Origin of the sequence: Dyadobacter sp. CY347 (assembly GCF_021502655.1) — a bacterium.
In the GTDB taxonomy this organism is placed as follows: Bacteria; Bacteroidota; Bacteroidia; order Cytophagales; family Spirosomataceae; genus Dyadobacter.
This window is the reverse complement of record NZ_JAKFFT010000006.1, coordinates 28,383-51,855: the sequence shown is the minus strand read 5'-3', so window position 1 is coordinate 51,855 and position 23,473 is coordinate 28,383. Positions and strand designations below refer to the sequence as shown.

The 23,473-nt window shown below is 44.6% G+C and carries 25 protein-coding genes and 1 tRNA gene; 16 read left to right on the top strand and 10 right to left on the bottom strand.

What is annotated here, in order from left to right:
* Window positions 1-53 precede the first annotated feature (53 nt).
* Both uvrA and L0659_RS15205 read left to right on the top strand, forming a co-directional pair.
* Window positions 54-2,918 carry an excinuclease ABC subunit UvrA gene (gene uvrA / locus L0659_RS15210; RefSeq protein ID WP_235127211.1) on the top strand — a complete coding sequence of 955 codons (2,865 nt, stop codon included), beginning with the start codon at window positions 54-56 and terminating at the stop codon, window positions 2,916-2,918.
* 93 nt (window positions 2,919-3,011) lie between these two features.
* Entirely contained in the window at window positions 3,012-3,848 is an 837-nt protein-coding gene (locus L0659_RS15205) for a fumarylacetoacetate hydrolase family protein (protein WP_235127210.1), read from the top strand.
* Window positions 3,849-3,913: 65 nt separating this feature from the next.
* Here the strand turns inward: L0659_RS15205 and L0659_RS15200 are convergent, their stop codons facing one another.
* The 3 genes from L0659_RS15200 to era all read right to left on the bottom strand — a co-directional run bounded on the left by L0659_RS15200 (window position 3,914) and on the right by era (window position 6,926).
* The gene (locus tag L0659_RS15200; RefSeq protein WP_235127206.1) at window positions 3,914-4,297 is read right to left on the bottom strand and encodes a hypothetical protein; all 384 of its coding nucleotides are present in this window, start codon (window positions 4,295-4,297) and stop codon (window positions 3,914-3,916) included.
* 330 nt (window positions 4,298-4,627) lie between these two features.
* Window positions 4,628-5,938, bottom strand: coding sequence for a ribosome biogenesis GTPase Der (gene der / locus L0659_RS15195; protein WP_235127202.1), 1,311 nt, complete (start codon window positions 5,936-5,938; stop codon window positions 4,628-4,630).
* A 64-nt stretch (window positions 5,939-6,002) separates the two neighbouring features.
* On the bottom strand, window positions 6,003-6,926 hold the full coding sequence (gene era / locus L0659_RS15190; RefSeq protein WP_235127197.1) for a GTPase Era: 924 nt from the start codon (window positions 6,924-6,926) through the stop codon (window positions 6,003-6,005).
* A gap of 161 nt (window positions 6,927-7,087) precedes the next feature.
* On the opposite strand from era, the gene L0659_RS15185 reads away from it, so the two are divergent.
* Window positions 7,088-7,160 (top strand) — tRNA-Met (locus L0659_RS15185).
* Window positions 7,161-7,340: 180 nt separating this feature from the next.
* On the top strand, window positions 7,341-7,934 hold the full coding sequence (locus L0659_RS15180; RefSeq protein ID WP_235127194.1) for a hypothetical protein: 594 nt from the start codon (window positions 7,341-7,343) through the stop codon (window positions 7,932-7,934).
* A gap of 2 nt (window positions 7,935-7,936) precedes the next feature.
* Here the strand turns inward: L0659_RS15180 and L0659_RS15175 are convergent, their stop codons facing one another.
* Together L0659_RS15175 and L0659_RS15170 are read right to left on the bottom strand one after the other, a co-directional pair.
* Complete coding sequence (locus tag L0659_RS15175; RefSeq protein ID WP_235127192.1) at window positions 7,937-8,407, bottom strand: hypothetical protein; 471 nt, start codon at window positions 8,405-8,407, stop codon at window positions 7,937-7,939.
* A complete protein-coding gene (locus L0659_RS15170; protein ID WP_235127190.1) occupies window positions 8,370-8,858 on the bottom strand; it encodes a Panacea domain-containing protein in 489 nt (162 codons plus the stop codon). Before L0659_RS15170 ends, L0659_RS15175 begins: the two co-directional genes overlap by 38 nt.
* A 246-nt stretch (window positions 8,859-9,104) precedes the next feature.
* Here L0659_RS15170 and rpmH point away from each other — a divergent pair, with 246 nt between their 5' ends.
* The 5 genes from rpmH (at window position 9,105) to L0659_RS15145 (ending at window position 12,972) form a co-directional block, all read left to right on the top strand.
* On the top strand, window positions 9,105-9,263 hold the full coding sequence (rpmH, locus tag L0659_RS15165; RefSeq protein ID WP_015813300.1) for a 50S ribosomal protein L34: 159 nt from the start codon (window positions 9,105-9,107) through the stop codon (window positions 9,261-9,263).
* Window positions 9,264-9,374: 111 nt separating this feature from the next.
* Window positions 9,375-9,779 (top strand): ribonuclease P protein component, encoded by a 405-nt coding sequence (locus L0659_RS15160; protein ID WP_235127188.1) that lies wholly within the window; start codon window positions 9,375-9,377, stop codon window positions 9,777-9,779.
* 18 nt (window positions 9,780-9,797) lie between these two features.
* Complete coding sequence (locus L0659_RS15155; protein WP_235127186.1) at window positions 9,798-11,450, top strand: S41 family peptidase; 1,653 nt, start codon at window positions 9,798-9,800, stop codon at window positions 11,448-11,450.
* A 215-nt stretch (window positions 11,451-11,665) separates the two neighbouring features.
* Complete coding sequence (gene tsaB, locus L0659_RS15150; RefSeq protein ID WP_235127180.1) at window positions 11,666-12,358, top strand: tRNA (adenosine(37)-N6)-threonylcarbamoyltransferase complex dimerization subunit type 1 TsaB; 693 nt, start codon at window positions 11,666-11,668, stop codon at window positions 12,356-12,358.
* Window positions 12,359-12,435: 77 nt separating this feature from the next.
* Window positions 12,436-12,972, top strand: a complete 537-nt coding sequence (locus tag L0659_RS15145; protein ID WP_235127176.1) for a DUF2480 family protein — start codon at window positions 12,436-12,438, stop codon at window positions 12,970-12,972.
* Here L0659_RS15145 and L0659_RS15140 read toward each other — a convergent pair.
* From L0659_RS15140 to L0659_RS15125, 4 genes are read right to left on the bottom strand one after another with little or no spacing between them, the layout of a single operon-like run.
* On the bottom strand, window positions 12,930-13,559 hold the full coding sequence (locus tag L0659_RS15140; RefSeq protein ID WP_235127174.1) for a ribonuclease HII: 630 nt from the start codon (window positions 13,557-13,559) through the stop codon (window positions 12,930-12,932). The genes L0659_RS15145 and L0659_RS15140 overlap by 43 nt on opposite strands.
* Window positions 13,559-14,578 carry a VWA domain-containing protein gene (locus L0659_RS15135; RefSeq protein WP_235127172.1) on the bottom strand — a complete coding sequence of 340 codons (1,020 nt, stop codon included), beginning with the start codon at window positions 14,576-14,578 and terminating at the stop codon, window positions 13,559-13,561. The genes L0659_RS15140 and L0659_RS15135 overlap by 1 nt, the downstream gene beginning before the upstream one ends.
* 8 nt (window positions 14,579-14,586) lie before the next feature.
* Window positions 14,587-15,501, bottom strand: coding sequence for a hypothetical protein (locus L0659_RS15130; RefSeq protein WP_235127169.1), 915 nt, complete (start codon window positions 15,499-15,501; stop codon window positions 14,587-14,589).
* Window position 15,502: 1 nt separating this feature from the next.
* On the bottom strand, window positions 15,503-16,390 hold the full coding sequence (locus L0659_RS15125) for a DUF58 domain-containing protein (RefSeq protein ID WP_235127167.1): 888 nt from the start codon (window positions 16,388-16,390) through the stop codon (window positions 15,503-15,505).
* Between the two features lie 69 nt (window positions 16,391-16,459).
* Between L0659_RS15125 and L0659_RS15120 the strand changes: the two genes are divergently transcribed.
* Together L0659_RS15120 and L0659_RS15115 are read left to right on the top strand one after the other, a co-directional pair.
* On the top strand, window positions 16,460-16,834 hold the full coding sequence (locus tag L0659_RS15120) for a DUF4296 domain-containing protein (RefSeq protein ID WP_235127163.1): 375 nt from the start codon (window positions 16,460-16,462) through the stop codon (window positions 16,832-16,834).
* Window positions 16,835-16,868: 34 nt separating this feature from the next.
* Complete coding sequence (locus L0659_RS15115) at window positions 16,869-17,618, top strand: polyprenol monophosphomannose synthase (RefSeq protein WP_233794660.1); 750 nt, start codon at window positions 16,869-16,871, stop codon at window positions 17,616-17,618.
* On the opposite strand, the gene L0659_RS15110 is transcribed toward L0659_RS15115, so the two are convergent.
* Entirely contained in the window at window positions 17,581-18,789 is a 1,209-nt protein-coding gene (locus tag L0659_RS15110) for a M20 family metallopeptidase (RefSeq protein WP_235127160.1), read from the bottom strand. The genes L0659_RS15115 and L0659_RS15110 overlap by 38 nt on opposite strands.
* Before the next feature lie 195 nt (window positions 18,790-18,984).
* Between L0659_RS15110 and L0659_RS15105 the strand changes: the two genes are divergently transcribed.
* The 5 genes from L0659_RS15105 (at window position 18,985) to L0659_RS15085 (ending at window position 23,413) form a co-directional block, all read left to right on the top strand.
* Window positions 18,985-19,866: a class I SAM-dependent methyltransferase gene (locus L0659_RS15105; protein WP_026629625.1), complete on the top strand. Its 882-nt coding sequence runs from the start codon at window positions 18,985-18,987 to the stop codon at window positions 19,864-19,866.
* A gap of 19 nt (window positions 19,867-19,885) precedes the next feature.
* Window positions 19,886-20,821 (top strand): hypothetical protein, encoded by a 936-nt coding sequence (locus tag L0659_RS15100; RefSeq protein WP_235127159.1) that lies wholly within the window; start codon window positions 19,886-19,888, stop codon window positions 20,819-20,821.
* Between the two features lie 137 nt (window positions 20,822-20,958).
* Complete coding sequence (locus L0659_RS15095; protein WP_082217464.1) at window positions 20,959-21,777, top strand: phytanoyl-CoA dioxygenase family protein; 819 nt, start codon at window positions 20,959-20,961, stop codon at window positions 21,775-21,777.
* A gap of 2 nt (window positions 21,778-21,779) precedes the next feature.
* On the top strand, window positions 21,780-22,604 hold the full coding sequence (locus tag L0659_RS15090) for a glycosyltransferase (protein WP_235127156.1): 825 nt from the start codon (window positions 21,780-21,782) through the stop codon (window positions 22,602-22,604).
* Between the two features lie 44 nt (window positions 22,605-22,648).
* Window positions 22,649-23,413 carry a glycosyltransferase family 2 protein gene (locus tag L0659_RS15085; protein ID WP_235127155.1) on the top strand — a complete coding sequence of 255 codons (765 nt, stop codon included), beginning with the start codon at window positions 22,649-22,651 and terminating at the stop codon, window positions 23,411-23,413.
* The last annotated feature ends 60 nt before the right edge of the window (window positions 23,414-23,473 follow it).

Genomic DNA, 23,473 nt, shown 5'->3' with positions numbered 1-23,473 from the left:
TATAAAGATCGGTGCATGACCAAACATATGCCGGCTATCCCATTAATTTCTCTATGATGCAATTACCTGTGCCGCGGATTGAGGCTGCTCAATTCGATGATCTGGATCCGAGACAATACATTCTGATCAAAGGTGCCCGAGTGAATAATCTTAAAAATGTTGATGTTGCTATTCCACGTAATAAACTCGTGGTGATCACAGGGTTATCCGGTTCAGGCAAGTCTTCATTGGCTTTTGATACATTGTTTGCCGAAGGGCAGCGCATGTATGTGGAAAGTTTGAGCAGTTATGCGCGGCAGTTTTTGGGCCGTATGGAGAAGCCTGAGGTGGAGTATATCAAAGGCATTTCGCCTGCCATTGCCATTGAGCAAAAGGTCAATACACGGAATCCTCGCTCTACCGTGGGGACTTCCACGGAAATTTATGATTATCTCAAATTGCTCTTTGCCCGCATAGGGCACACTTATTCGCCTGTTTCGGGGGAATTGGTGAGAAAAGATACGGTTACGGATGTTGTCAATTTCATGCTCGGGCATGAGGAAGGCACACGAGTCATGATCCTGGCGCCATTGCACATTCGCGAAGGGCGCACGCAGGAAGAGGAGCTAACCATTTTATTATCAAAAGGATATAACAGAATTTATCTCAATGATGAGGTTGTTTCTATTGAAGATATTCTGGAAAATCCGGACAATTATCCGCAGGCTGGAAATCAGGTTTTCATCCTGATCGACCGTGCGGGCGTAAAGCACGATGACGAGGACACGCAATATCGTCTTTCCGATTCTGTACAAACTGCGTTTTTTGAAGGAGAGGGTATTTGTATTGTGCAAGTCTTGAATGGTGAGCGTAAGGTTTTCTCCGATAAGTTCGAGCTGGATGGCATGTCATTCGAGGAGCCGACTGTGAATCTTTTTAGTTTCAATAATCCTTACGGTGCCTGCAAAAGGTGTGAGGGTTTTGGTAAAATATTGGGCATTGACCCTGATCTGGTGATTCCGGATAAAGGCCTGTCTGTATACGAAGGCGCAATTGCTCCCTGGCGGACGGAGAAAATGGGCGAATGGCTGACGCCGCTTGTCCGCAATGCTGCAAAATTTGATTTTCCGATCCACAGACCCTATAAAGATCTTACACAGGAACAAAAAGACCTGCTCTGGACGGGTAACAAGCATTTTCAGGGGCTGAATGACTTCGTCGCTGAGCTGGAAACCCAGACTTATAAAATTCAATATCGGGTCATGCTTTCGCGTTTTCGCGGCCGCACAACCTGCCCGGATTGCCGTGGATCCCGGCTGAGGAAAGACGCTTCATTTGTAAAACTGGGTGGAGCTTCCATTACAGACCTTGTGTTAATGCCGATTAAGGATGTTACTGTTTTTTTCCAAAACCTGGAAATCAGCGAGCACGACCGGCAGATTGCGAGGCGGGTTTTAACTGAAATTGAAACCCGACTGGATTACATGAACCGCGTTGGTTTGGGTTATCTGACATTAAACCGCCTTACCAGCTCATTATCCGGTGGTGAATTTCAGCGGATCAAACTGGCAACTTCGCTGGGAAGTGCATTGGTGGGCTCCATGTATATTTTAGATGAGCCCAGCATTGGTTTGCACCCGCGAGACACGCAACGCCTTGTCGGCGTACTCGAATCGTTACGCGATCTGGGCAACACAGTGATTGTTGTGGAACACGAAGAAGAAGTCATGCACGCTGCGGATCAGATCATTGATATTGGCCCGGAAGCCGGAACAGGCGGCGGGCACGTGGTTTTTCAGGGAAATTGGGAAGATATTTCTGAGTTGAAAAACAATGGCTATACCGATAATGATGATGCCGGCGTCAAGTCCCATACATTGGATTTCCTATTGGGAAATGATTCTATTCCCGTTCCAAAAGTAAGAAGGAAGTCATTGCACCACTTGAAGATCAAGGGAGCACGGGAAAATAACCTCAAAGAACTCGACGTAACCATTCCGTTGAACACATTAACGGTTGTTACCGGCGTGAGCGGTTCTGGGAAATCAACATTGATCCGCAAAATCCTTTATCCTGCATTAATGCGCATGAAAGGGGAATTCAGCGAAGAAGTTGGAAAGTTTGACGAGCTGACCGGAAGCATTGACAGGATCGAAGCAGTGGAAATGATCGACCAGAACCCGATCGGAAAATCTTCGCGCTCCAATCCGGTTACTTACATTAAAGCATACGATTATATCCGCCAAATGATGGCTGATCTGCCATTGTCGAAAGCGCGGAGTTACAAGCCTTCACATTTCTCATTCAATGTGGACGGCGGACGCTGTGAAATTTGTCAGGGCGAAGGCCAGGTGAAGATCGAAATGCAGTTTATGGCCGACATTTATCTTAAATGTGAAGGCTGTAATGGGAAAAGATTCAAGCAGGAAATTCAGGAAGTGCGTTACAACGAAAAAGACGTAGCTGAAATCCTGGATATGACCGTGGATGAAGCCATTGAGTTTTTCAAACCGACCGAACCGAAATTGGTTGAAAAGCTGATGCCATTACAGGAAGTTGGGCTTGGTTATGTGGGTCTGGGACAATCTTCCAACACATTATCGGGCGGAGAAGCGCAACGTGTGAAACTGGCCTCGTTCCTTGGAAAAGGCTCTTCGAACAAAGGAAAAACACTTTTTATCTTCGATGAACCAACAACCGGACTGCATTTTCATGACATTAAAAAACTTTTGAAAGCCATTAATGCATTGGTGGACCAGGGCGACAGCGTGATCATTATCGAGCATAATATGGAAATCATCAAAAGCGCCGACTGGATCCTGGATCTTGGTCCCGAAGGCGGCGATGGCGGCGGTTATCTCACATTTGCCGGGACACCGGAAGACATGGCGAAGATCGAAGACAATTACACAGCCGCTTTTTTGAAAGACAAAATTTAGCCAAATAGCCCGATTGCAAGTAAGAATCGTAGCTTATGCAGTAAAGACAATAAGAAAAAGTCTTATTGAACCGAAACCAAAAATGCGATTTCTATGAAGTTATATAAAACAGAAAACGGCATCCTGCTGGAAAGAGACGACCTTTTCTATCGTTTACACGAAACAGACTGGGATCTGGCAGTGAACCGGGATGATCTGTACGAGTGGCTTGAAATTCAGATCGAGAGCCTCATTCCAATAACATTCACAGACGATAACCTCATGCCGGAAATCCTGGCGCCTATTGGTTCTCAGGAAGTTTGGGCTTCGGGCGTAACTTATTTCAGAAGCCGCACGGCCCGCATGGAAGAATCCGAAAAAGCAGGCGGCGGAAGTTTTTATGACCGCGTTTACGAAGCGGAAAGACCAGAGCTTTTCTTCAAATCAACGGCCTGGCGCGTTGTAGGAAACCACGGAACCGTCCGCATCCGTCGCGATTCCACCTGGGATGTGCCCGAGCCTGAGCTGACATTGTTTGCTTCCTCATCCGGAACATTGGTGGGTTATACCATTGGAAATGACATGAGTTCAAGGAGCATTGAAGGCGAAAATCCTTTGTATCTTCCTCAGGCTAAGTCTTATACAGGCAGCGCGGCCTTGGGCCCGTGCTTATTTGTGCCGGAATTTGCGCTTGGTGAAGACACGGTGATCGACATTGCCATTGTTCGCTGCGGCGAAGAAGTTTTCAGCGGCGAAGTGACATTATCCCAGATGAAACGCAAGCCGGACGAGTTGCTTCGTTATCTTTTCCTTGAAATGGCTTTCCCGCACGGCGCTTATCTTATGACCGGCACTGGCATTATTCCCCCATCCGATTTTACATTACAACAAGGCGATATCGTCCACATTTCCATTGAGCCCATTGGGACGCTGACAAATGTGGTTGGCTGAAAAACAAAAAAGCTGCAACTATTGAAAGTTGCAGCTTTTTTAATTCATGGTGAATATTTGCCGGATCAGCTTGGCAACCCGATGAAAGTATAAATAGTGAAGCGGACGAACGCTACCAATTTGGTAACAATTGAATCACCGCTATCACTTTCTTCCTCGTTGGTAAAGAAAGAAGACGGCCCTGCTTCCAGGATCCTTTCATTTAGTGTCATCTTCTGCGTGTTGCTGCTGAATTGTGCAGTGATTGCTGTAACGCGCTTCACACTTGCGTGGTGCTTAACCAATTTTGCAGGTTTTGCTTTCTTTTCAACAATCCTTTCACTTGGCTGCGTGCATTCTTTGCCTGCCTGTAACTTTTTATGTGCTACAAACATGTTATGAGAATATCCGGTTGCACCAGCCTGAAGGCTGAAAAGAACGAGGAGCGTAAATATTTTAAGTGTTTTCATGGCTATGTTTCGGTCGTTCAGAGAAAAATCAGGATGCGATTCTGTTGTAACTAATTGACTCTACAAATATATATGTTTTAATAGGTATCTTGCAATACATAGTACCTTGTTTTTAACAATTTTTAGGAAAAATTTTTCTGACACCTAAAAATGTTGGACGGTAGCACCTTCGTATTAACAGATGTAAATATAATTTAAAAGGTTGCAGCTCAGATATAAAAAAAGACGAAACAGGTAATTTACCTGCCGAAATGTAGTAGATGAACGATAAAACAAAAACGCCGGAACAATCTCGCTCCGGCGTTTTGCCTTGTTATTATGTATTGTATCTTATTTTTCCCGGAAGAAAATGGTGATCGGTACGCCCGAAAAATCGAAGTTTTCGCGCATCCTGTTTTCAAGATAACGCAAATATGGGTCTTTCACATGCTTTGGATTACTGCTGAAAAACACGAATGTCGGCGATGGTGTTGGCAGCTGGATCATATACTTAATGTTGATATACTTTCCTCTGTCTGCCGGTGGCGGGTATTTTTCGATCTCGGCCTGCATCACTTCATTTAATTTCGAAGTCGTGATTTTTTTAGTTTTGTTTTTATAAACCTCCATTGCCTTTTCCATCACCTGGTGAATCCGCTGCTTTTCAACCACGGACGCAAAAATGATCGGCATGTAGTTCATAGGAGCAAGTCTTTCCAAAAGTGCTTTTTTAAATGTATCAGCCGTTTTAGAATCCTTTTCAACCAAATCCCATTTGTTCACCATGATCACAATGCCCTTCTTCGCCTTATCAGCCTGGCCGATAATGTTCATATCCTGACCTTCTAGGCCCAATGTCGCATCCAAAAGAATGATACAAACATCCGATTCCTCCATCGCCTTCACCGAACGCAATGTCGAGTAATATTCAATGTCTTCGTTAACGCGTGATTTGCGGCGAAGTCCGGCAGTATCCGTTAAGATAAACTCCATCCCAAATGCATTATAATGCGTGTGAATGGCGTCGCGCGTTGTGCCTGCAATGTCCGTCACAATGCTCCTGTCCGTGCCTGTAAGCACATTCAGGAAAGAAGATTTACCCACATTCGGCCTACCCATGATCGCAATACGCGGGATTCCAGCCTCAGGATCTTCAATACCCGGTGTTTCAAAATGTGTAATCACCTGATCCAGCAATTCACCGGTTCCAAAACCGGTTTGTGCAGAAATAGCGAAGATCTGATCGCCAAGTCCTAATTCATAAAATTCAGCGGCAGACTGGTAACGCTCCTGCGTTTCGGCTTTGTTAGCAACCAGATAAACTGGCTTATTAACGCGCCTAAGCACATTTGCAAAGTCCTTATCCAGATCCGTAAGCCCCGTCATCGTGTCGACCATGAACAAAACCACCGTGGATTCTTCCAATGCGAGCTCAACCTGCTCACGAATTGCGCCTTCAAAAATATCTTCTGAACCAACGACATAACCGCCGGTGTCGATTACTGTAAAATATTGATCGGTCCATTCACCATAACCATAATGCCGGTCACGGGTAACGCCGCTCTGGTTGTCCATGATCGCTTTACGGCTTTCTGTAAGGCGGTTAAATAATGTGGATTTGCCCACATTCGGACGCCCAACGATTGAAATTATATTTGCCATTTTGTATTAATTAATGTGGTCCAAGCGGTTTGCAATCAACCGCCCTTCTTTCTTTTATTATAAATTATTCGTCGTAGCCAAATTGCCTTAGCTTGTTTTCTTTACTTCTCCAGTCCGGCTCAACCCGCACGTGTTGTTCCAGAAATACTTTTTTACTAAAAAACGCCTCCATATCATGCCTGGCCTGCGTTCCGATCTTTTTCAGCATTTCCCCTTTTTCTCCAATAATAATTCCCTTTTGGCTTTTGCGTTCCACAAGGATTTCCGCGCGGATAACGATCATGTCATCCCGTTCTTTAAATTCTGTAATTACAACTTCGGAGCTGTATGGAATTTCCTGGCGATAATTCAGAAAGATCTTTTCGCGGATGATTTCGGAAGCAAAGAAACGCTCAGGTTTATCGGTAAGTTCATCCTCCTCGAAATACGGCGGGTGAAAGGGTAACCTGGTAATAACGGCATCAAAAAGCGTGGCAATGTTAGCCTGGTGCAATGCGGAAATGGGTATGATCGCATCTGGCTGGATCGCCGCTTCCCACTCAGCCATTTTTAGATCAACATGCTCCTGGTCGGACAAATCTATTTTATTCAAAACAAGCACGATCGGTGCGTCGGCGCGCTTCAATAACGGCAGAACTTCATGATCCGTGACTTTTTCTCCTACTTCCGCCACGAATAAAACCACGTCAGCGTCTTCTAATGAGCCTTTTACAAAAGTCATCATCGAATCGTGGAGCTTGTAAGCCGGCTTAATTACCCCGGGTGTATCCGAATAAACCAGCTGAAACGGAATATCTTCATGCTTACCATTCAGAATTCCCATGATGCGGTGGCGCGTGGTCTGGGCCTTCGAGGTAATGATTGACATCCTTTCGCCCACCAGAACGTTCATCAGCGTGGATTTACCAACATTAGGCTTGCCAATAATACTGACGAAACCCGCGCGGTGGTTGCGAAAAGGAGTTGTTATTTCTGTCTTGTCTTCCATGTGTTACTTAAAAATCACACAAAAGTACGGTTTTCCGCCCATGAAATTGCTATAAATGATTGTTAAGGAGCATGATTACAAAAAATCCGCATTTATTTTTCCCTCAAAACTTGCGTTATATTCCAAAATAGTCGTATGTTTGCACTCCAATTCAACAACACCGCGGGATGGAGCAGTTGGTAGCTCGTTGGGCTCATAACCCAAAGGTCGCTGGTTCGAGTCCAGCTCCCGCTACAAGAGAAAGGTCGCAAACGAAAGTTCGCGGCCTTTTTGCGTTTTTGGGATTGCCCTAAACCACCCCAAACAAAACGTATACACTCTGGGGAAATAGCTGCACGAGAGGTTGCTAAACTAGGCCGTCAGCGCCTGGAACGGCGTTTTTACCTTTGTATTGAAACATGATTATCACTACAAATGGAAGAAAATCCTCGTAAAGGAAATGCATTTAAATATATCGCTTATGTCCTGATCGCCGCTGCTGTGATTGGATTCGGCATTTATTTCCTGACCCCTAAAAAACTTACTGCCGCAGAAGGCAAGAATGTGCTACTATTTGTTCAAAACAAGATTGTTGACATTGACCGGAATTTGAAAAGTGATATGTCCAAACAGGATATCGCAACCAGATTGTCATGGCACAAGTCGAACACTTCGCTTTTTAATGAAGTAAAAGGCAGTAAAGACAAGGTGATTGAACCGCAGATTGACATTTTGGAAAAGAAAATCATTGAGGTACAAACCAAGGAATTTCCAGAACTTCGGACAACCTATGTCGAATCAAAGAAAGAAGTTCTTGGCGGCCAGAAAATCGACATTGCCGTGTCAGGTCCGAGGCAGGATACCTTGACTTTCAAAGGTGATCTATTTGCCAATGAAAAGACCAAAGATGCTTTTTTTGCTAACATCAAGCCGATCATTCAAGACCTGCGCTTTAAAAAAGTAGTTTATCAATGGTCACGAAAAGAAACCACAAATAAAGTAAGGGCAAAAAAGGATGACGAAATTTAATGTTACTCGACAGGCGGACTGTCCTTGTCAGGCGTGTTAGGGAAAAGATATTTGGTAACGACCAGAAAGAATGTAGTAATATTAACGGTTGCCGTCGTGATCAGCGCAATCAAAACTGCGTCTGAAAGCTCAAATTTAAAGCTGATATATTTGACTCCGCTGCGCAGCAATGGTTCCAGAAAATTGTAACAATATATTTCTCCAAGGCCATTCAGCCAAACGAGCATAATTACCATTACGAGCCAGATCGAAACCATCCAGAAAATATATTCGGCGTATTTCTTTCTCTCGCGGATATTTTGCGACAACCCTTCCAGACTAACCTGTTGAAGCAGGGTAAGGAAGGTTTTTTCACTAATATCTTGTTCAGTGGATTCCGGAGATGCAGAAGTTACCCAATTGCGTAATGTAGTCCTGTCAATGGGCGCATGCGGGTTAGACTGAGGGGACGGGGGATTTGATTTGCTGCTCAAAATAATTTCTAATCAGGTTATCGTCAATGACACCGTTCTCGCCAATTTGCTTATAAGTTATATCCCAGGGCGAGTTCGCCGAATGTGACCAGTTTGACAACGTTATAGCATCAACGTCTTTTGTAATTTCCCATGTATTGTTAATTGCTTCCAGCGCAGAAGGGGTAAGCTCAGAAAAATTGGCCAGCGGCTGGAAGTTTACAGTAATTGAAGTTTTCTCCATAATGGGTGAATTACCCCACTTTTTGTAAAGCTGATAAATCGTCGGCACGACCGGGCCAAACCGCCATGCGAGAAACTTCTCGCGGATCAAAGGATTTCCGTTATTCAGCGCCAAATGCAGGCCGTGTGCAAAAAAGACCATCTTTTGCAACTTCATTTGGGTTACAGGATTGCTTTCCTTGATGCCAAGGTTAACAAACTGCCCGGCGATCAAAACAGAAGAATACATAGTGAATGTGTGAAATTGTTAAAACCATACTGAATATATGCAATGTACACAGTATCAGCACAAATAAACATTGTAACCCTTTAAAAAGTTAGAGATAATCCGGCTTTAAATGGTGCAAGGAGCTGTATTTGAGGACTATTTCTTAAAAAAGTTTGTAAACTTTGTCTAAAATTAATTTTTTGTCTACCTTTGCAAGCCGAAATTAAGGGTAGACAGAGATTTATAGCGCAATAATTTGATAATGAGATGAAACGTACCTTTCAACCATCGAATCGCAAGAGGAGAAACAAACACGGTTTCCGTGAAAGAATGTCCACTGCAAATGGGCGTAAAGTAGTAGCTGGCCGTCGCAAGAAAGGCCGTTGGAAACTGACAGTATCAGACGAAAAACGTCATAAGCAATAACAGCGGTTTAAAAGTTTAAGTAGAAGACTTAAAGTCTGGGACGCATAGTCTTTTCATAGTCTGCTAAGTTCGATTTACTCAAACTTAGCAGACACTTTTTTCTACAAGAGCTTGAAAAACACATTTGGTAAAAATGAACGCTTATGCAGCCCCCGAGTAATCGGACGGCTTTTTCAGAGAGGTAGCACGGAGGTCCAAACGTTCTACCTTTTTCCTTTTAGGGTGCTCTATATTATTGAAAAAGAGTCGCCTCCCCCACTTCCGCAAGTCCTTTTTTCTGTTTCCAAAAAGTCGTTCAAACGCGCTGTCGACCGCAATCTTCTCCGTCGCCGCTGCCGTGAAGCTTACCGTTTGAACAAGGAATCGCTCCTCGCATTATCCACGGAATCAAGACCTTCCTACATTGCTTTTTTGTATCTTGCAAAAGAAATAACATCTTACGACGTTATTGAAACGGCCATGAAGCAATCGCTCAAAAAACTCGAAAAGTTGCCCCGAGCCGCCCAAAAACCTTAATCCAATTTCCGAACATAGATGAAAAAGTATCTTCGTTCCTTCTGGCTGGCCATCCCGGTGGTTGCAGGGCTTGCGTTTCTTTCATTCAAGAAAGACGACCGCCTATTCGAAATCGCGCGAAACCTGGACATTTACGCCACATTGTTCAAGGAATTGAACGCCTATTACGTGGATGAAATCAATCCCAACCAGCTCATTAAGACCAGCATAGATAACATGCTGCGCTCGCTGGATCCTTACACTGTGTATTATGCCGAGGACGACATTGAGGATTACATGACGATGACCACCGGCAAATACAATGGCATCGGCGCGATCATCAGCTCAGCCGAAGGCAAGCATACGGTCATGATGGTTTATGAAGATACACCTGCTCAGAAAGGCGGACTGCAATTGGGCGATGAAATTGTTAAAATCAATGGCGTTGATCTTTCAACCCGTGAAGATTTTGACACTGGAAAATTGCTCAAAGGCCAAACCCAATCCAATGTTACACTGACAATAAAGCGTTACGGCACAACCAAACCCCTTGAAGTTTCACTGAACAGAGACATTGTAAAAGTAACCAATGTGCCCTATTACGGCATGATCAGCGAGGATGTAGGTTACATTGACCTCAAAGATTTCACCGCAACCGCTTCCCGCGAAGTGCGCAATGCATTTCAGGAATTGAAAGGAAAAGGAATGAAATCTGTCGTGCTGGACTTGCGCGATAATCCGGGTGGCTTGCTGAATATGGCCATTGAAATCTCCAATATTTTCATTGCAAAAGGAGAAGAGATTGTTTCGACAAAAGGCAAAGTAAGCGAATGGAACAAAACTTACACCGCTTATAACCCTGCTTTGGACACTGAAATGCCCGTTGTTGTGCTAACCAATAACCGCAGCGCATCCGCAGCAGAAATCGTTTCCGGTGTAATTCAGGATTACGACCGTGGCGTTTTGATCGGGCAACGGACTTATGGAAAAGGCCTTGTGCAAACGACACGCGATCTTTCATTTAACACCAAAATGAAAATCACAACCGCCAAATATTACATTCCAAGCGGCCGGTGCATTCAAGCCATTGATTACAGCCACAGAAACGATGACGGAAGCGTTGGTAAAATTGCCGACTCGCTGATGACGGAGTTTAAAACCAAAAACGGCCGTTCTGTTTTCGACGGCGGCGGAATTTTGCCTGATATTTTAACAGAAAAAGAAACTTACTCGCCATTAGCAACTTCGTTGGGCCGGAATCGACTTTTCTTCGATTACGCTGTCAAATTCCACTTCGAGCACCCAACGATCAAACCCGCCAAGGAATTCAACCTTTCCGATGCGGATTATGCAGCTTTTACCAAATGGCTTGGTGATAAAGAATACGATTACACCACGCAAGTTGAGCGTGATTTGAATGATCTGGAAGCTTCCGCTAAGAAAGAGAAATCTCTGGAAGTGATTGAAGATCAATTAAAAGCATTAAAATCCAAGCTTTCACACAGCAAAGACAACGACTTGCAGATTTTCAAACCAGAGATCAAAAAGATCCTGGAAGAAGAAATCATCAAGCATTACTATCTGGAAAAAGGTTTGAGAGAAGCTTCGTTTAAGGAAGATCCCGAGGTGAAGGCGGCGCTGGCGCTGTTCAAAGAACCGGCACGTTATAGTGATCTTTTGAAGAAGAAATAAGTTACCTCACCTGTCACTCTGAGCCCCTGTCACCCTGAGCGCCTGTCACCCTGAGCGGAGTCGAAGGGGCGTTACTCCTAGGTGGTACCGCCCCTTCGACTCCGCTCAGGGTGACAGAGGCTTGAAGTGATAGAGGCTGAGGGCGACAGGGGCCTTGGCACGCTCGGGGCGACAGGACTAGTGACGTCCTACTCCTCTTTGTTTTAATAAATCATATGCTCCTACTTAGTATCGACACCTCTATCCGCGGCTGCTCCGTGGCAGTTCACGAAAATTCAGTTTTACTCGCCAGCGCCGACCTGCATACAGATCGTTCATCCTCTTCCATGCTGACTACGCTTATGGAAAGTGCAGTAAATCATGCAGGATTTACACTAAATGATCTGGACGCCATTGCAGTTGCCAAAGGCCCTGGCTCTTACACAGGCTTGCGCGTAGGCGTTTCGTCTGTAAAAGGGCTTTGTTACGCATTGGATAAGCCAATGATTGCCATTAACACATTGGAAGCGATGGCTTTGCAGTTGAATGCTTTTTATCCCGGGCATTTACTTTGTCCGATGATTGATGCGCGGAGGATGGAGGTTTATGCAGCTGTTTTCGATTCGACGAACAATTTCGTACAAGAGACGCAGGCCATTATTATGGATGAAAATTCATTTCAGGATCTGCTTTCGGAACATAAGGTTGTCTTCTTTGGTGACGGTGCTGCTAAATGTCAAAAGTTGCTTGGCGATCATCCTAATGCTGTTTTTCCTAAAAAAGAGATTCGACCTTCGGCTGTAACGATAGGTGAATTGGCTGCCAAGGCTTTTGAAAAGGAACAATTTGAGAATGTGGCCACATTTGAGCCTTATTATTTGAAGGATTTTATGTCTCCGCCTTCGAAAAAATCCAGCTTGCCAGCTTGACGAAGTTTGTTTTTTGTTTGGTCAAATAAACAAACTGCGCCTTTTTCGTGTTAACATTCAAGTAAAGCAAGCTTAAAATGGAAACTGAAGAAATTGTAAACCGGGTTGCGGTTAGTGGCATTGTGTCACTGGATTTGGAAGAATTGTATCATCCCGGCGAGCGTGTCTTATACGATATCAAAGACAATTTGTGGCAGGGAATGATCCTGAAAGAAAAGGATTTCAGGGAATTCTTGAAAGCACATGACTGGACGCAATATCAAGGCAAAAATGTTGCGATCACGTGTTCGGAAGACGCCATTGTGCCGACTTGGGCTTATATGCTGCTGGCGGTTCAATTGGAGCCTTATGCGAATGCAATTGTTTTTGGTGATTTGAATGCGTTGGAGGACAAGCTGTTTTTAGACGCAATTCAAAAGATCGATCTAAGCGAATATGAAGGCAAACGTGTGGTTGTGAAAGGATGCAGTAAGGTTGATGTTCCGATTGCTGCTTATGTTGAAATAAGCCGTTTGCTTAAACCAATCGTTCAAAGCCTAATGTTTGGTGAGCCTTGCAGCACAGTTCCGCTCTATAAAAAGCCTAAATCTTCCATTTCTTCTTCCATTGCCTGATCGCATTCTGCCTTCAATAATTTGAATGTCATGCGGTGATAGGGGCACGGACCGTGCAAGCCAATGGCTTTTCGATGGTGAATGGTCGGGTAACCGACATTCGTTTCCCATCCATAATGCGGGAACTGGCCGGAAAGTCTGGACATTAATTCGTCCCGGTAATTTTTGGCTAAGACAGAAGCAGCTGCAATTGAGAAATAATGTGCGTCGCCTTTGATAATGCAGGTGTGCGGGATCATGGGATAAGGCGTGAAACGGTTGCCATCTACGAGCAAATGTTCTGGTTTTGTGTGCATCTTATCCACGGCGCGATGCATGGCCAAGAAGCTGGCTTTCAATATGTTAATCCTGTCAATTTCCAGATTATCCACTTCTGCAACGGCCCAGCAAATGGCTTCGCGAATGATGTCTTTTTCCAGTTCCAGCCTTTGAATTTTGGTCAGTTGCTTGGAATCGGTAAGATAGGAATGGGTAAAATCTCTTGGTAAAATTACCGCTGCGGCCACCACTGGGCCAGCCAGACAACCTCTGCCTACCTCGTCCAGTCCAGCCTCAACCGCGTCGAAATTGTAATATGCTTTCAGCATTAATCTTCAAGAATGTTTGCCATGAATGTACTTTTTGTTCCAATTGCAATCAGCAGGAACAACACTGCCCAATATAAATAAACCCGATAAAAATCCGTCACATCACGGGACACAACATCCCTGGATTTCACTTTTTCGATCTGGTCAATTTGCTTGAAAACACCCGCAAGCGCACTATTATCGGACGCACGAAAATATTTCCCATTTCCCAAACCTGCAATATTTTTCAGCTCCGTTTCATCTACTAACGCATTCGACACCGCCGCGCTGTCTGTGCGTGCTGATTTTTTTTGCTTACCCACTGAAATCGTGTAAACTTTCACCCCAAATGCATGCGCCAGTTGCGCCGATGTCGCCGGCCCTAAATTCCCGGAGGTGTTATCGCCATCGCTGATCAAAATCGCCACTTTACTTTCACCCGGTGTTTCGCGCATGCGGTTTACGGCCACAGCAAGCGCGCTACCAATCGCCGTTCCTGCCGTGGGAACCATAGCAGGACTTATTTCATTCAAAAATCCATAAAGGAGCTCATAATCTGTCGTCAACGGGCATAGCGAAACGGCTTCTCCTGCAAAAACAATCAACCCGATCCGGTCTTGTAAACGACCTTTGATAAATTCCCTGGCAACCAGTTTTGCCGCTTCCAGACGGTTTGGGCTGAGATCTTTCTCCATCATCGAATCCGAAATGTCGAGTAAAAGCATAATGTCAATTCCTTCCGAATATTGATCTGTTCTTTCCGAAATGACCTGTGGACGCGCCAATGCAACGAGAATCAGACAAATGCCTAGTCCTACTGAAACAGGCTGAACAAACCTTAACAATGATTGCCAGTCGCGCGCGCCGCGGACCGGACTATAAGTAATTACCAGGCGCTGCTTATGCTTTCTGTGCAATGCATTGCGCAGCCAAAAAAGGAGCGGGACGAAGGGCAGCAAATACAAAAAGTAGGGATACACCCATTCGTAGGACCGAAAGACCTCATAACCAAACCATTTTAATGAAAACCACTTTTCCATAAACCAGATTAAGCGACGGGCCTGTCGAGGATGAATCTTCTTTTATTGCGGTAAATCCGCGTTGCACCACTTTTGAGGACTTCGAGCGATTCAGCCATATTTTTGGAAATTACCTGTCCGTAAATAATGCTGTCCATGTTTTTCAATGCTTCCGCAAGGGCTTCGTCGGGCATGTTATCGACGATTTCTCGCGTTGTGTAGGTTGCAAAAGGCTTGTTTTCAAGTCGTTCCAAATAATTTTTCCAGACTATAATGGCCTTTTCTGCATCCTTAATGTTGTTTTTCTCCCGCGCGTTACGCATGAGGCGGTTGAATGAGCGCACGTATTCCAAATGTCGCCGCTGCAACTTGATCAGCTGCCATTGTTTGTAAATATCTTGTCCAAAAACCCAATAAATGCTGCCTACAATGCCGATAATGAGCGCAATGCTGCCTAGTAAAATGGAAAAATTAAACTGACTGCTTAGCGGCAACAGGGAAGTTTCAGGTTTCAGTTTCGCAGTTTTGACTTGTTCAACGACATTGCTTTTGATCAAAAAAACAGAATCCGGTCTTGTGAAAACTGCTGTACAATCTTTTTTATGGAAAACATAAACGGGCAAACTGAGGGTTTGAGCGCGTTCAACATCAAAAGAAATGAGCTGATAAACAGCACTGTCCAAACTCCCCCTTTCGTCTGTGCTGGACGAGAATGCCAGTTTTGAAATGATTTCGAAAGGGGAGAAATCGTATAATGTGTCTGGGAAAAAGATTTCAGTGTTAGGATTGTGCCGAACGCTAAGCGAGAAATAAACAGGCTTACCCACTTCAATGCTGTCCGTCAGGAAGAGGCCTAATGGTTTTATTTTTTGCCCAAAACCCTCTGTTTGAAAAAGGACATTGAGCAAAACCAATGTGAAGAGCAAGGCGACGGATCTGATCATTTTACGACGATGCACTACTTTTAGTATAACGTCTCACTTTAAACAAATGGATCAGCGCGGGCACATAATCCTCCTGTGTGTTGATCGAAATGTAATCCGCGCGGTTTTGATGGCAAAGTCTTTCAAGCTCGGAGCTTCGCTTGCTGAAACGGCTCGCCATTTCCTCTTTGTATTGCTTGGAAGATGTGTTGACCCAAACCGTGCTTTGCTTTTCGGCATCGTAAAGTGGAATAATTCCCAAACCCGGCAAATTTACTTCTCTTGAATCGTACAAATGAATGACGATCAAGTCGTGTTTGCGGGCTAATGCTTTGAGGTTATGCTGATAGTTGTTGTCTATGAAATCGGAGATCAAAAAGATGAGACTTCTTCTTTTAACAACATTTAACGTTACTAAAATCGCCTCAGCAATGTTCGTCTTCGTGGATTCCGGAACAAGCTTGTAGAGTTCAGAAATAACACCATAACCGTGCTTCATGCCGTCCGACGGCCGGATATAGCGCTCATTTTTATCAGAAAAACAAAGCAGACCAACCCGCGAGGCTTCCTGAATCGCGGATAATGTTAAAACACCACAAATCTCCTTTGCAATGTCAATTTTAAGCCTTTTCAGCTCTCCTACTTGCTGCGATGCGCTTACATCGAGCATGAAAAAGGCGGTTTGCTCTTTATCTTCTTTGAAAATTTTGACAAATGTTCCGTGTCCTTTGGCAGAAGTGTTCCAGTCGATGGCTCGCACGTCGTCGCCATATTGGTAAAGCCGCAGGTCGTCGAATTCGAGTCCCGAGCCTTTGAAAACGGAGTGAAAATTGCCGTAACGCTCGCTGGTCACCGCTTTCCGCATGCGGATTTCATACTTTCTTAGCTTTCCAAGAAACTGTTCAAACATTAGTTTTGCGAAAAAATTATCACCTTTGCTACCCGGCGTATCTAAACAAAGATATACATTTTGCGTTTTATGAGGTGTCCGACAGTTAATTTCCGAAACGGATTGATCCACTTTTTACTCGCTACGCTGCTTTTTACAAGTTGTGTCAGTGACGAAAAGCCGCCTAAGGATACAATGAGCGAGGAAAAAATGGCGACGATCCTGACAGACATTCATTTGGCCGAGTCGCGGGTGAACCGGATGCAATTAAGATCGCTCGATTCGTCGCTGATGATCTTCGGCAAGCTCAAAAGCGACATTTGGAAAAAACACAAAGTGGATACTGTGGCTTACCGCAAAAGCTACGATTATTACATGACCCGTCCGGAAACGATGACGCGGATCTATGAAAAAGTGAACAAGAATGTGGAGATCCGGGAGAAAACAAATAATATTAAGCTCTGAAAATCACACATTTAATTTAACCCTATCACCAGTTGTGAATAATAGTATTGTAGTAATCCCTACCTACAACGAGATTGAAAATGTCGAGGCAATCATACGAAAAGTATTTAGCTTAAGTCAGCCATTTCACGTGCTTATCATTGACGACGGATCGCCCGACGGCACTGCGGCTGTGGTGAAAGAGCTCATGAAAACTTATGAAGGCCAACTTCACCTGGTTGAAAGAAAGGGAAAATTAGGATTGGGAACAGCCTACATTCACGGCTTCAAATGGGCCATGGAGCGGGGTTATGAGTATATTTTTGAAATGGATGCGGACTTCTCTCATCCGCCCGAAGATTTGATCCGCCTGCACCATGCATGCGCTGTTGAAGGTCACGATGTGGCCATCGGCTCGCGTTACATTACTGGGGTTAATGTAGTTAACTGGCCGATTAACAGGGTGTTAATGTCTTATTTTGCAGGATATTATGTGCGAATGATCACAGGAATGCAGATCATGGACCCTACGGCCGGATTTATTTGCTACACGAGCAAGGTTTTGAAAACCATTAACCTGGACAATATTCGCTTTATCGGTTATGCTTTTCAAATTGAAATGAAATTCAATTCCTGGAAATACGGCTTCGACATTGTAGAAGTGCCTATCATTTTCACAGACAGGACCAAAGGCGCTTCCAAAATGTCGAAAGGAATCTTTAAGGAAGCAATCCTTGGTGTTATTACATTGAAAGTCAACAGCTTTTTTAAGCGTTATATCCCGCATGGCCAAGTTCAGAAATAGCCAGCCAGGACATTAATCCGGTTGAAATTTCCAATGCACTTTCGTCAATGTCAAATGTGGGCGTGTGTACGCCGGAAATAATCCCGCGTTCTTCATTGCGGGTTCCTAATCTGTAAAAGCAAGAATCCACGACTTGTGAGTAAAATGCGAAATCTTCGCCTGCCATCCACAGATCGAGGTCAATGACATTTTCTGCACCCATATAATCTTTGGCAGAACTTCTGACGCGCCGGGTCAACTCAGGATGGTTTTTTAAGAAAGGATAACCGTGTACAATTTCAAATTCACAGCTTCCGCCCATCGCTTCTGCGATGCCTTCGGCCATTTTTTTCATTCTTTTCAAACCATCTGCCCGCCATTCTTCATCCATACAACGCCATGTTCCCTGAATGGTCACTTCGTTTGGGATCACATTGGTAACGCCATCCGCAATAAATCTTCCGAATGAAAGCACGGCTGGGTTAGCAGGATTTCTATTGCGGCTGATGATCTGCTGCAATGCGACAATGATATGTGAAGCCATCAAAACCGGATCAACCAATTGATGCGGAGCCGCTGCATGACCACCTTTTCCTTTTACTGTTAAATAAAGTTCGTCGGTGCTGGCCATGTACATGCCTTCACGGAAGCCGATTTTGCCAACCGGAATGTTAGGAGCAACGTGCTGGCCAACCATACTCGCCGGTTTGGGGTTTTCTAAAACACCTTCCTTGATCATTAACGAAGCTCCACCCGGCGCTTTTTCCTCAGCAGGCTGGAAAACCAATTTGATAGTTCCTTCAAACTCTTCTTTTAAATGATTCAAAATCCTTGCAGTTCCAAGCAGCGACGATGTATGCACATCGTGCCCGCAAGCATGCATCACACCCGGAACGGTTGACTTGTAAGGAACATCATTGGCCTCGAAAATCGGCAGCGCGTCCATATCTGCACGCAAGCCAACCACACGTTTTTCGGGATTTCTGCCTTCAATGATCGCCACAACGCCCGTTCCGGCAACGCCTTCTTCGGGTTGTAAGCCAATGGCCGTGAGTTCGGCGGCTACAAATTTTGCGGTTTTATATTCTTCAAAAGACAACTCTGGATTGCTGTGCAAATGGCGGCGGTGCGCTATAATATCGGCGGATTGATCTTTGGCGAGGGCTTTTATTTTTTCTTGCAGCTGAGACATAATTCAATTAAAATCTATTCTGAGAGACTGAGATCGATACAAATCATTCAAAGGTAAGAATAATTAGATTGTCGCACGGCAGTCGGGAAACAAGACAAATGTGCCGTCCTTTTGGTAATAAGCGGGTTGATATTGAATGTTGTTCAAAAGAAAAAAGTAATTTTGACCAGATATATATCAATCAGCCAAGCACAAATGAATCAAAAGGAGTTTTTAGAATCGTTGGTTTGTCCGCTTACAGGAACCGCACTAACAATAGCCGAAGACGGAAAATCACTGAAAAGTGAAGACGGAACAATATATGAAGTAGGCGACACGGGCATCGTTAATATGCTCTATCCCAAAGAGTTGTTGCCAGAAGATGCACGCGAGCAATATTTATACGATCAAGCGTTCCTTCGCTATGACAAAGGTGTTTCCTGGGTTTTTGAAACATTGAACCATTCGGACGAAGCATCGACCAGACAATTCTTCATCGACCTGATGGAATTGAAACCGGGCATGAAGGCGCTGGAAGTGGGCGCCGGAACGGGTAAAGACTCATCATTGATTTTAGACCGCGTAAGACCAGGCGGAACAGCAGTTCTGTCCGATCTTTCTCCTAATATGTTGAAACTAGCACAGGAAAAACTCTCGACAGAAGACGTTAATGTGCATTATTTCCTTGGAAACGGTTCTTACCTGCCATTCCCAGATGATACATTTGACGCTGTTTTCCATTTTGGAGGCATTAATACATTCTCTGAAAGAAAACGTGCATTTGACGAGCTTACACGCGTGGTTCGCCCGGGTGGTAAAGTGGTTGTGGGTGACGAGAGCATTGCGCCCTGGTTACGGAACACGCCTACTTACGCTACATTATTAAAAGCCAACCCGCTTTTCCGCGCCGAAGTGCCTCTGGAAGACGTTCCTGCCAATATTGAGAATTTCAAATTGCATTATGTGTTTGGAAATGCTTTTTATGTGATGGAATACAGGGTTACTGCGAAAGCTCCGGAAGTGGACATTGACCTGCCGATTCCAGGCAAGGATTTCGTAGACAACTGGCGTTTGCGCGCTGAAAAGGCGGTTGATTAATCAATAACATTATCATTACATGTGGGTTAAAAAAGGAGTAATATATAAGCCGGACGGAACATTGGCGCACAGTTTGTCGCACGCGCAGGTTCCGTTTGCATATAAGCACGAAGATTTTTTACGCATATATTTTTCGTCCAGAGACAAAGACGGCCAATCGCGCCCGACATTCATCGATGTAGATTCCGACGATCCCAAAAAGATCCTTTACATCCACGATAAGCCTATTCTGGAACTTGGCGGCCCGGGTGAATACGATGAAACCGGCGCTATGCCTTCCTGGTTTGTAAACCGGCCGAATGGCGACATCTGGCTTTATTACACCGGCTGGAACCGCACCTGGAACTCTTACAGACTTTCGATGGGACTGGCAGTGAGCACAGACGGCGGTTTGTCATTCAAAAAAATGTTCGTAGGCCCGATCATGGACCGCAGCATTCAAAACCCGCTTTGGGCCGCACAGCCTTCGGTAATGATCGATGAAGACGGCACCTGGCGGATGTGGTATATTTCCGGCCACAAATGCGAATACATTCACGATTATCCTGAGCCTTTTTACAGAGGTCAGTCTGCCACGAGCAAAGACGGAATCCATTGGGACATCAGCGACATTCCCGCACTGGATTTTGATGATTTTCTGCATGCAGTAGGCCGTCCGAGCGTTTTTAAAGAAGATGGAATTTACAAAATGTACTATTCTTACCGCCACACGCGTGATTACCGCACAGATCGCAACCAGAGTTACAGATTGGGTTATGCGGAATCTGTGGATGGCACGAATTGGGAGCGTAAGGACAACTTGGTAGGGATTGCGAAATCGGATAATCCGGAAGACTTTGATTACCAAATGATCGATTATGCTAACTTTTATCAGCATAACGGCAAGAAATATCTGCTTTACAATGGCAATGGCTTTGGCGCTGCCGGGTTTGCTTACGCAGTCTGGGAGGACTAAGATCTTATTAAAAGGCGGCAAAAGTCATTTATTTGATTTCAATAGAAACATAAATTTGAGAACTTATTCAGAGCCGGTTACATTATCTGACTGATTAGGTTCTCAATTTTTTTCAAACCACATAAAGTGTCATACCAATGAGCACACTTCAAGAGCAATTCAACAATGACGGCTATGTTCTTTTAAGAGATTTTTTGGACAAAGACGTTGTCAATAACATTTACACGGACGCCAGAAAAATATTCGCAACCCAAATCAAGCATGTCACCGGCAAAACGCCAGATATCGACAACCGTGATGAGTTTGAGAATGCAATGTTTGAATTTTTCGAAAAAGACTTCAATGCGTTCGTCAACACGGGTAAAACTGTTCAGCATACATTCTCGCTGCATAGACTGGGCCTTGATCCGAAGATTGAAGACATTCTAAAACAAGTCGGTCTTTCCAGCCCGATCATTGGCGCACGCGCTGCGATGCAGTTTAACAGTCGTTTCTTGTCAAAAGACGGCAGCAAACACTGGAAACTGGACGCACACCAGGACTGGCGCACAGGCCAGGGCTCATTGGACAGCACAGTAATCTGGTTCCCAATGGTTGATGCCGGCGCGGATATCGGCGCTTTGCAGGTGATTCCAGGCAGCCATAAAATTGGTTTGCAAGAATCAAACACATCCGGTTACCAAGGCGGGATCACAACCACATTAAAGGAAGAAGATTTCGTTCAAACCGAATTCAAAGTCGGCGATATCCTCGTCTTCTCCGCATTCCTGATCCACCAATCCGGCAACAACATTACCAACAACATCCGCTGGTCTGTACAACTCCGCTACAATAACCTGGACGAGCCAACCTTCATCGAAAGAGGCTACCCAATGGCGTATATTTACAAGCCAGAAACAGAGTTGGTAACGCCTAATTTCCCAAGCGTGGAGCAATTGAAAGAGGTTTTCAGCTGATAATGAAACTTTCCGTTTGCGTTCCTACATATAATCATGAGCGATACATTGGGCAGATGCTTGATGGGGCTTTGATGCAGGTTACGGATTTTGAGTTTGAGATTGTGATTGGGGATGATGCTTCTACGGATGCTACGCCTGCGATCATTCGCGAATATCAGGAGAAAAATCCGGGACGGATTCGGGCATATTTACATTCGGAAAATCAGGGACCTAAGGAGCCGCGGGAGTTTGCGGGGCGGAATAATGTGCTGCAACTGCTGAAAGCTTGCAAAGGCGAGTATGTGGCGATGTGCGAGGGCGATGATTACTGGACCGATCCGCTGAAATTACAGAAGCAAGTCGATTTTCTGGATGCGAATCCGGATTTTGCTATATCCCACCATAATGTTCTGGTGACCTACGAAGACGGGTCTCCAGAACATTTTTTTAATGCGCCTGATCAGAAGGCAGTTTCCAGCATTGAAGACATTCTGGAAGATAAGTGGTTTATGGCCACTGCGAGCTGGGTTTACAGGAATTATTTTCTTCAAAATGACTTTGCAGATTGGCATGCAACGGCCGCTGCCGGCGACTGGGCTGTGATTATTCAACTAGCCGCACAGGGTAAAATCGGCTATTTTCCAGAGCCTATGGGCGTCTATCGCAAGCATAGCGCAGGGCTGAGCAATGTTCATGCGAACACCAATCAAAAGTTTTGGCAGAACCGGCGGGATATGTTTGAGAATGTTGGTAAATGGCTGGGCAACAGCTATGATGCAGTGATCGCGAAGACATTGGCACGCTACGACGAGCAGCTATCCTTATTTGAAAAAATTGGCAGTTAGAATTAATAATCTTTAATTTGTACTGTTTTCAACAATTGCAATCTATGAAGCTAAGCGTCGTAATACCAGCATATAATGAAGAGGAATCGATTACACACACTCTGACATCGCTGCACCAAACATTAAATAAATACAATATTCCTCACGAAATATGCGTCACAAACGATAATTCCAAAGACGGAACACTTCGTGTGCTGGACGAGCTTTCGCTTCAAATTCCAACATTGGTTTATTACACAAATCCAGGCCCTAACGGCTTCGGATATGCGGTAAGATATGGTTTAGAGCGTTTTAAAGGAGATTGCGTAGCTGTTTTTATGGCCGATATGTCGGATGACCCGGAGGATTTGGTAAAATATTATTACAAAATGCTGGATGGGGATTATGACTGCGTTTTCGGATCTCGCTGGGAAAAAGGCGGCAAAGTTGTTGATTATCCTGCATTGAAAAAAGTGATCAACCGTGTTGCCAATTTTATCGTGAAGATGGTGATGGGGATCAAATACAATGATACGACCAACGCATTTAAGCTTTATAAAAGGGAAACTATTGAAGGAATAAAGCCTTTTTTGGCTCCGCATTTTAACCTTACCATTGAGCTTCCTTTAAAAGCAATGGTGCGCGGTTATAATTATGCCGTTGTGCCAAACAGCTGGACAAACCGCAAATACGGCGAATCAAAGCTGAAAATTAAGGAAATGGGAAGCCGCTATTTCTTTATCTTAATGTATTGCCTGATTGAAAAATACTTCTCGCAAGGCGATTTTATGAAGAAGACAACTGCACCTAAGAAAGAGGTTAGCCGCTGAGCAGTAGCCGCTGATCGTTAGCCGCTGGATCGCCAGCCGCTGTTCCTCAGCGAATGATCT

What these genes read in the sequence shown, in the direction of transcription:
- uvrA (WP_235127211.1), top strand. Translation starts at nt 54, where the DNA reads ATGATGCAATTACCTGTGCCGCGGATTGAGGCTGCTCAATTCGATGAT.
- L0659_RS15205 (WP_235127210.1), top strand. Translation starts at nt 3,012, where the DNA reads ATGAAGTTATATAAAACAGAAAACGGCATCCTGCTGGAAAGAGACGAC.
- L0659_RS15200 (WP_235127206.1), bottom strand. Translation starts at nt 4,297, where the DNA reads ATGAAAACACTTAAAATATTTACGCTCCTCGTTCTTTTCAGCCTTCAG.
- der (WP_235127202.1), bottom strand. Translation starts at nt 5,938, where the DNA reads ATGGCAAATATAATTTCAATCGTTGGGCGTCCGAATGTGGGCAAATCC.
- era (WP_235127197.1), bottom strand. Translation starts at nt 6,926, where the DNA reads ATGGAAGACAAGACAGAAATAACAACTCCTTTTCGCAACCACCGCGCG.
- L0659_RS15180 (WP_235127194.1), top strand. Translation starts at nt 7,341, where the DNA reads ATGGAAGAAAATCCTCGTAAAGGAAATGCATTTAAATATATCGCTTAT.
- L0659_RS15170 (WP_235127190.1), bottom strand. Translation starts at nt 8,858, where the DNA reads ATGTATTCTTCTGTTTTGATCGCCGGGCAGTTTGTTAACCTTGGCATC.
- rpmH (WP_015813300.1), top strand. Translation starts at nt 9,105, where the DNA reads ATGAAACGTACCTTTCAACCATCGAATCGCAAGAGGAGAAACAAACAC.
- L0659_RS15155 (WP_235127186.1), top strand. Translation starts at nt 9,798, where the DNA reads ATGAAAAAGTATCTTCGTTCCTTCTGGCTGGCCATCCCGGTGGTTGCA.
- tsaB (WP_235127180.1), top strand. Translation starts at nt 11,666, where the DNA reads ATGCTCCTACTTAGTATCGACACCTCTATCCGCGGCTGCTCCGTGGCA.
- L0659_RS15145 (WP_235127176.1), top strand. Translation starts at nt 12,436, where the DNA reads ATGGAAACTGAAGAAATTGTAAACCGGGTTGCGGTTAGTGGCATTGTG.
- L0659_RS15140 (WP_235127174.1), bottom strand. Translation starts at nt 13,559, where the DNA reads ATGCTGAAAGCATATTACAATTTCGACGCGGTTGAGGCTGGACTGGAC.
- L0659_RS15135 (WP_235127172.1), bottom strand. Translation starts at nt 14,578, where the DNA reads ATGGAAAAGTGGTTTTCATTAAAATGGTTTGGTTATGAGGTCTTTCGG.
- L0659_RS15130 (WP_235127169.1), bottom strand. Translation starts at nt 15,501, where the DNA reads ATGATCAGATCCGTCGCCTTGCTCTTCACATTGGTTTTGCTCAATGTC.
- L0659_RS15125 (WP_235127167.1), bottom strand. Translation starts at nt 16,390, where the DNA reads ATGTTTGAACAGTTTCTTGGAAAGCTAAGAAAGTATGAAATCCGCATG.
- L0659_RS15120 (WP_235127163.1), top strand. Translation starts at nt 16,460, where the DNA reads ATGAGGTGTCCGACAGTTAATTTCCGAAACGGATTGATCCACTTTTTA.
- L0659_RS15110 (WP_235127160.1), bottom strand. Translation starts at nt 18,789, where the DNA reads ATGTCTCAGCTGCAAGAAAAAATAAAAGCCCTCGCCAAAGATCAATCC.
- L0659_RS15105 (WP_026629625.1), top strand. Translation starts at nt 18,985, where the DNA reads ATGAATCAAAAGGAGTTTTTAGAATCGTTGGTTTGTCCGCTTACAGGA.
- L0659_RS15100 (WP_235127159.1), top strand. Translation starts at nt 19,886, where the DNA reads ATGTGGGTTAAAAAAGGAGTAATATATAAGCCGGACGGAACATTGGCG.
- L0659_RS15095 (WP_082217464.1), top strand. Translation starts at nt 20,959, where the DNA reads ATGAGCACACTTCAAGAGCAATTCAACAATGACGGCTATGTTCTTTTA.
- L0659_RS15090 (WP_235127156.1), top strand. Translation starts at nt 21,780, where the DNA reads ATGAAACTTTCCGTTTGCGTTCCTACATATAATCATGAGCGATACATT.
- L0659_RS15085 (WP_235127155.1), top strand. Translation starts at nt 22,649, where the DNA reads ATGAAGCTAAGCGTCGTAATACCAGCATATAATGAAGAGGAATCGATT.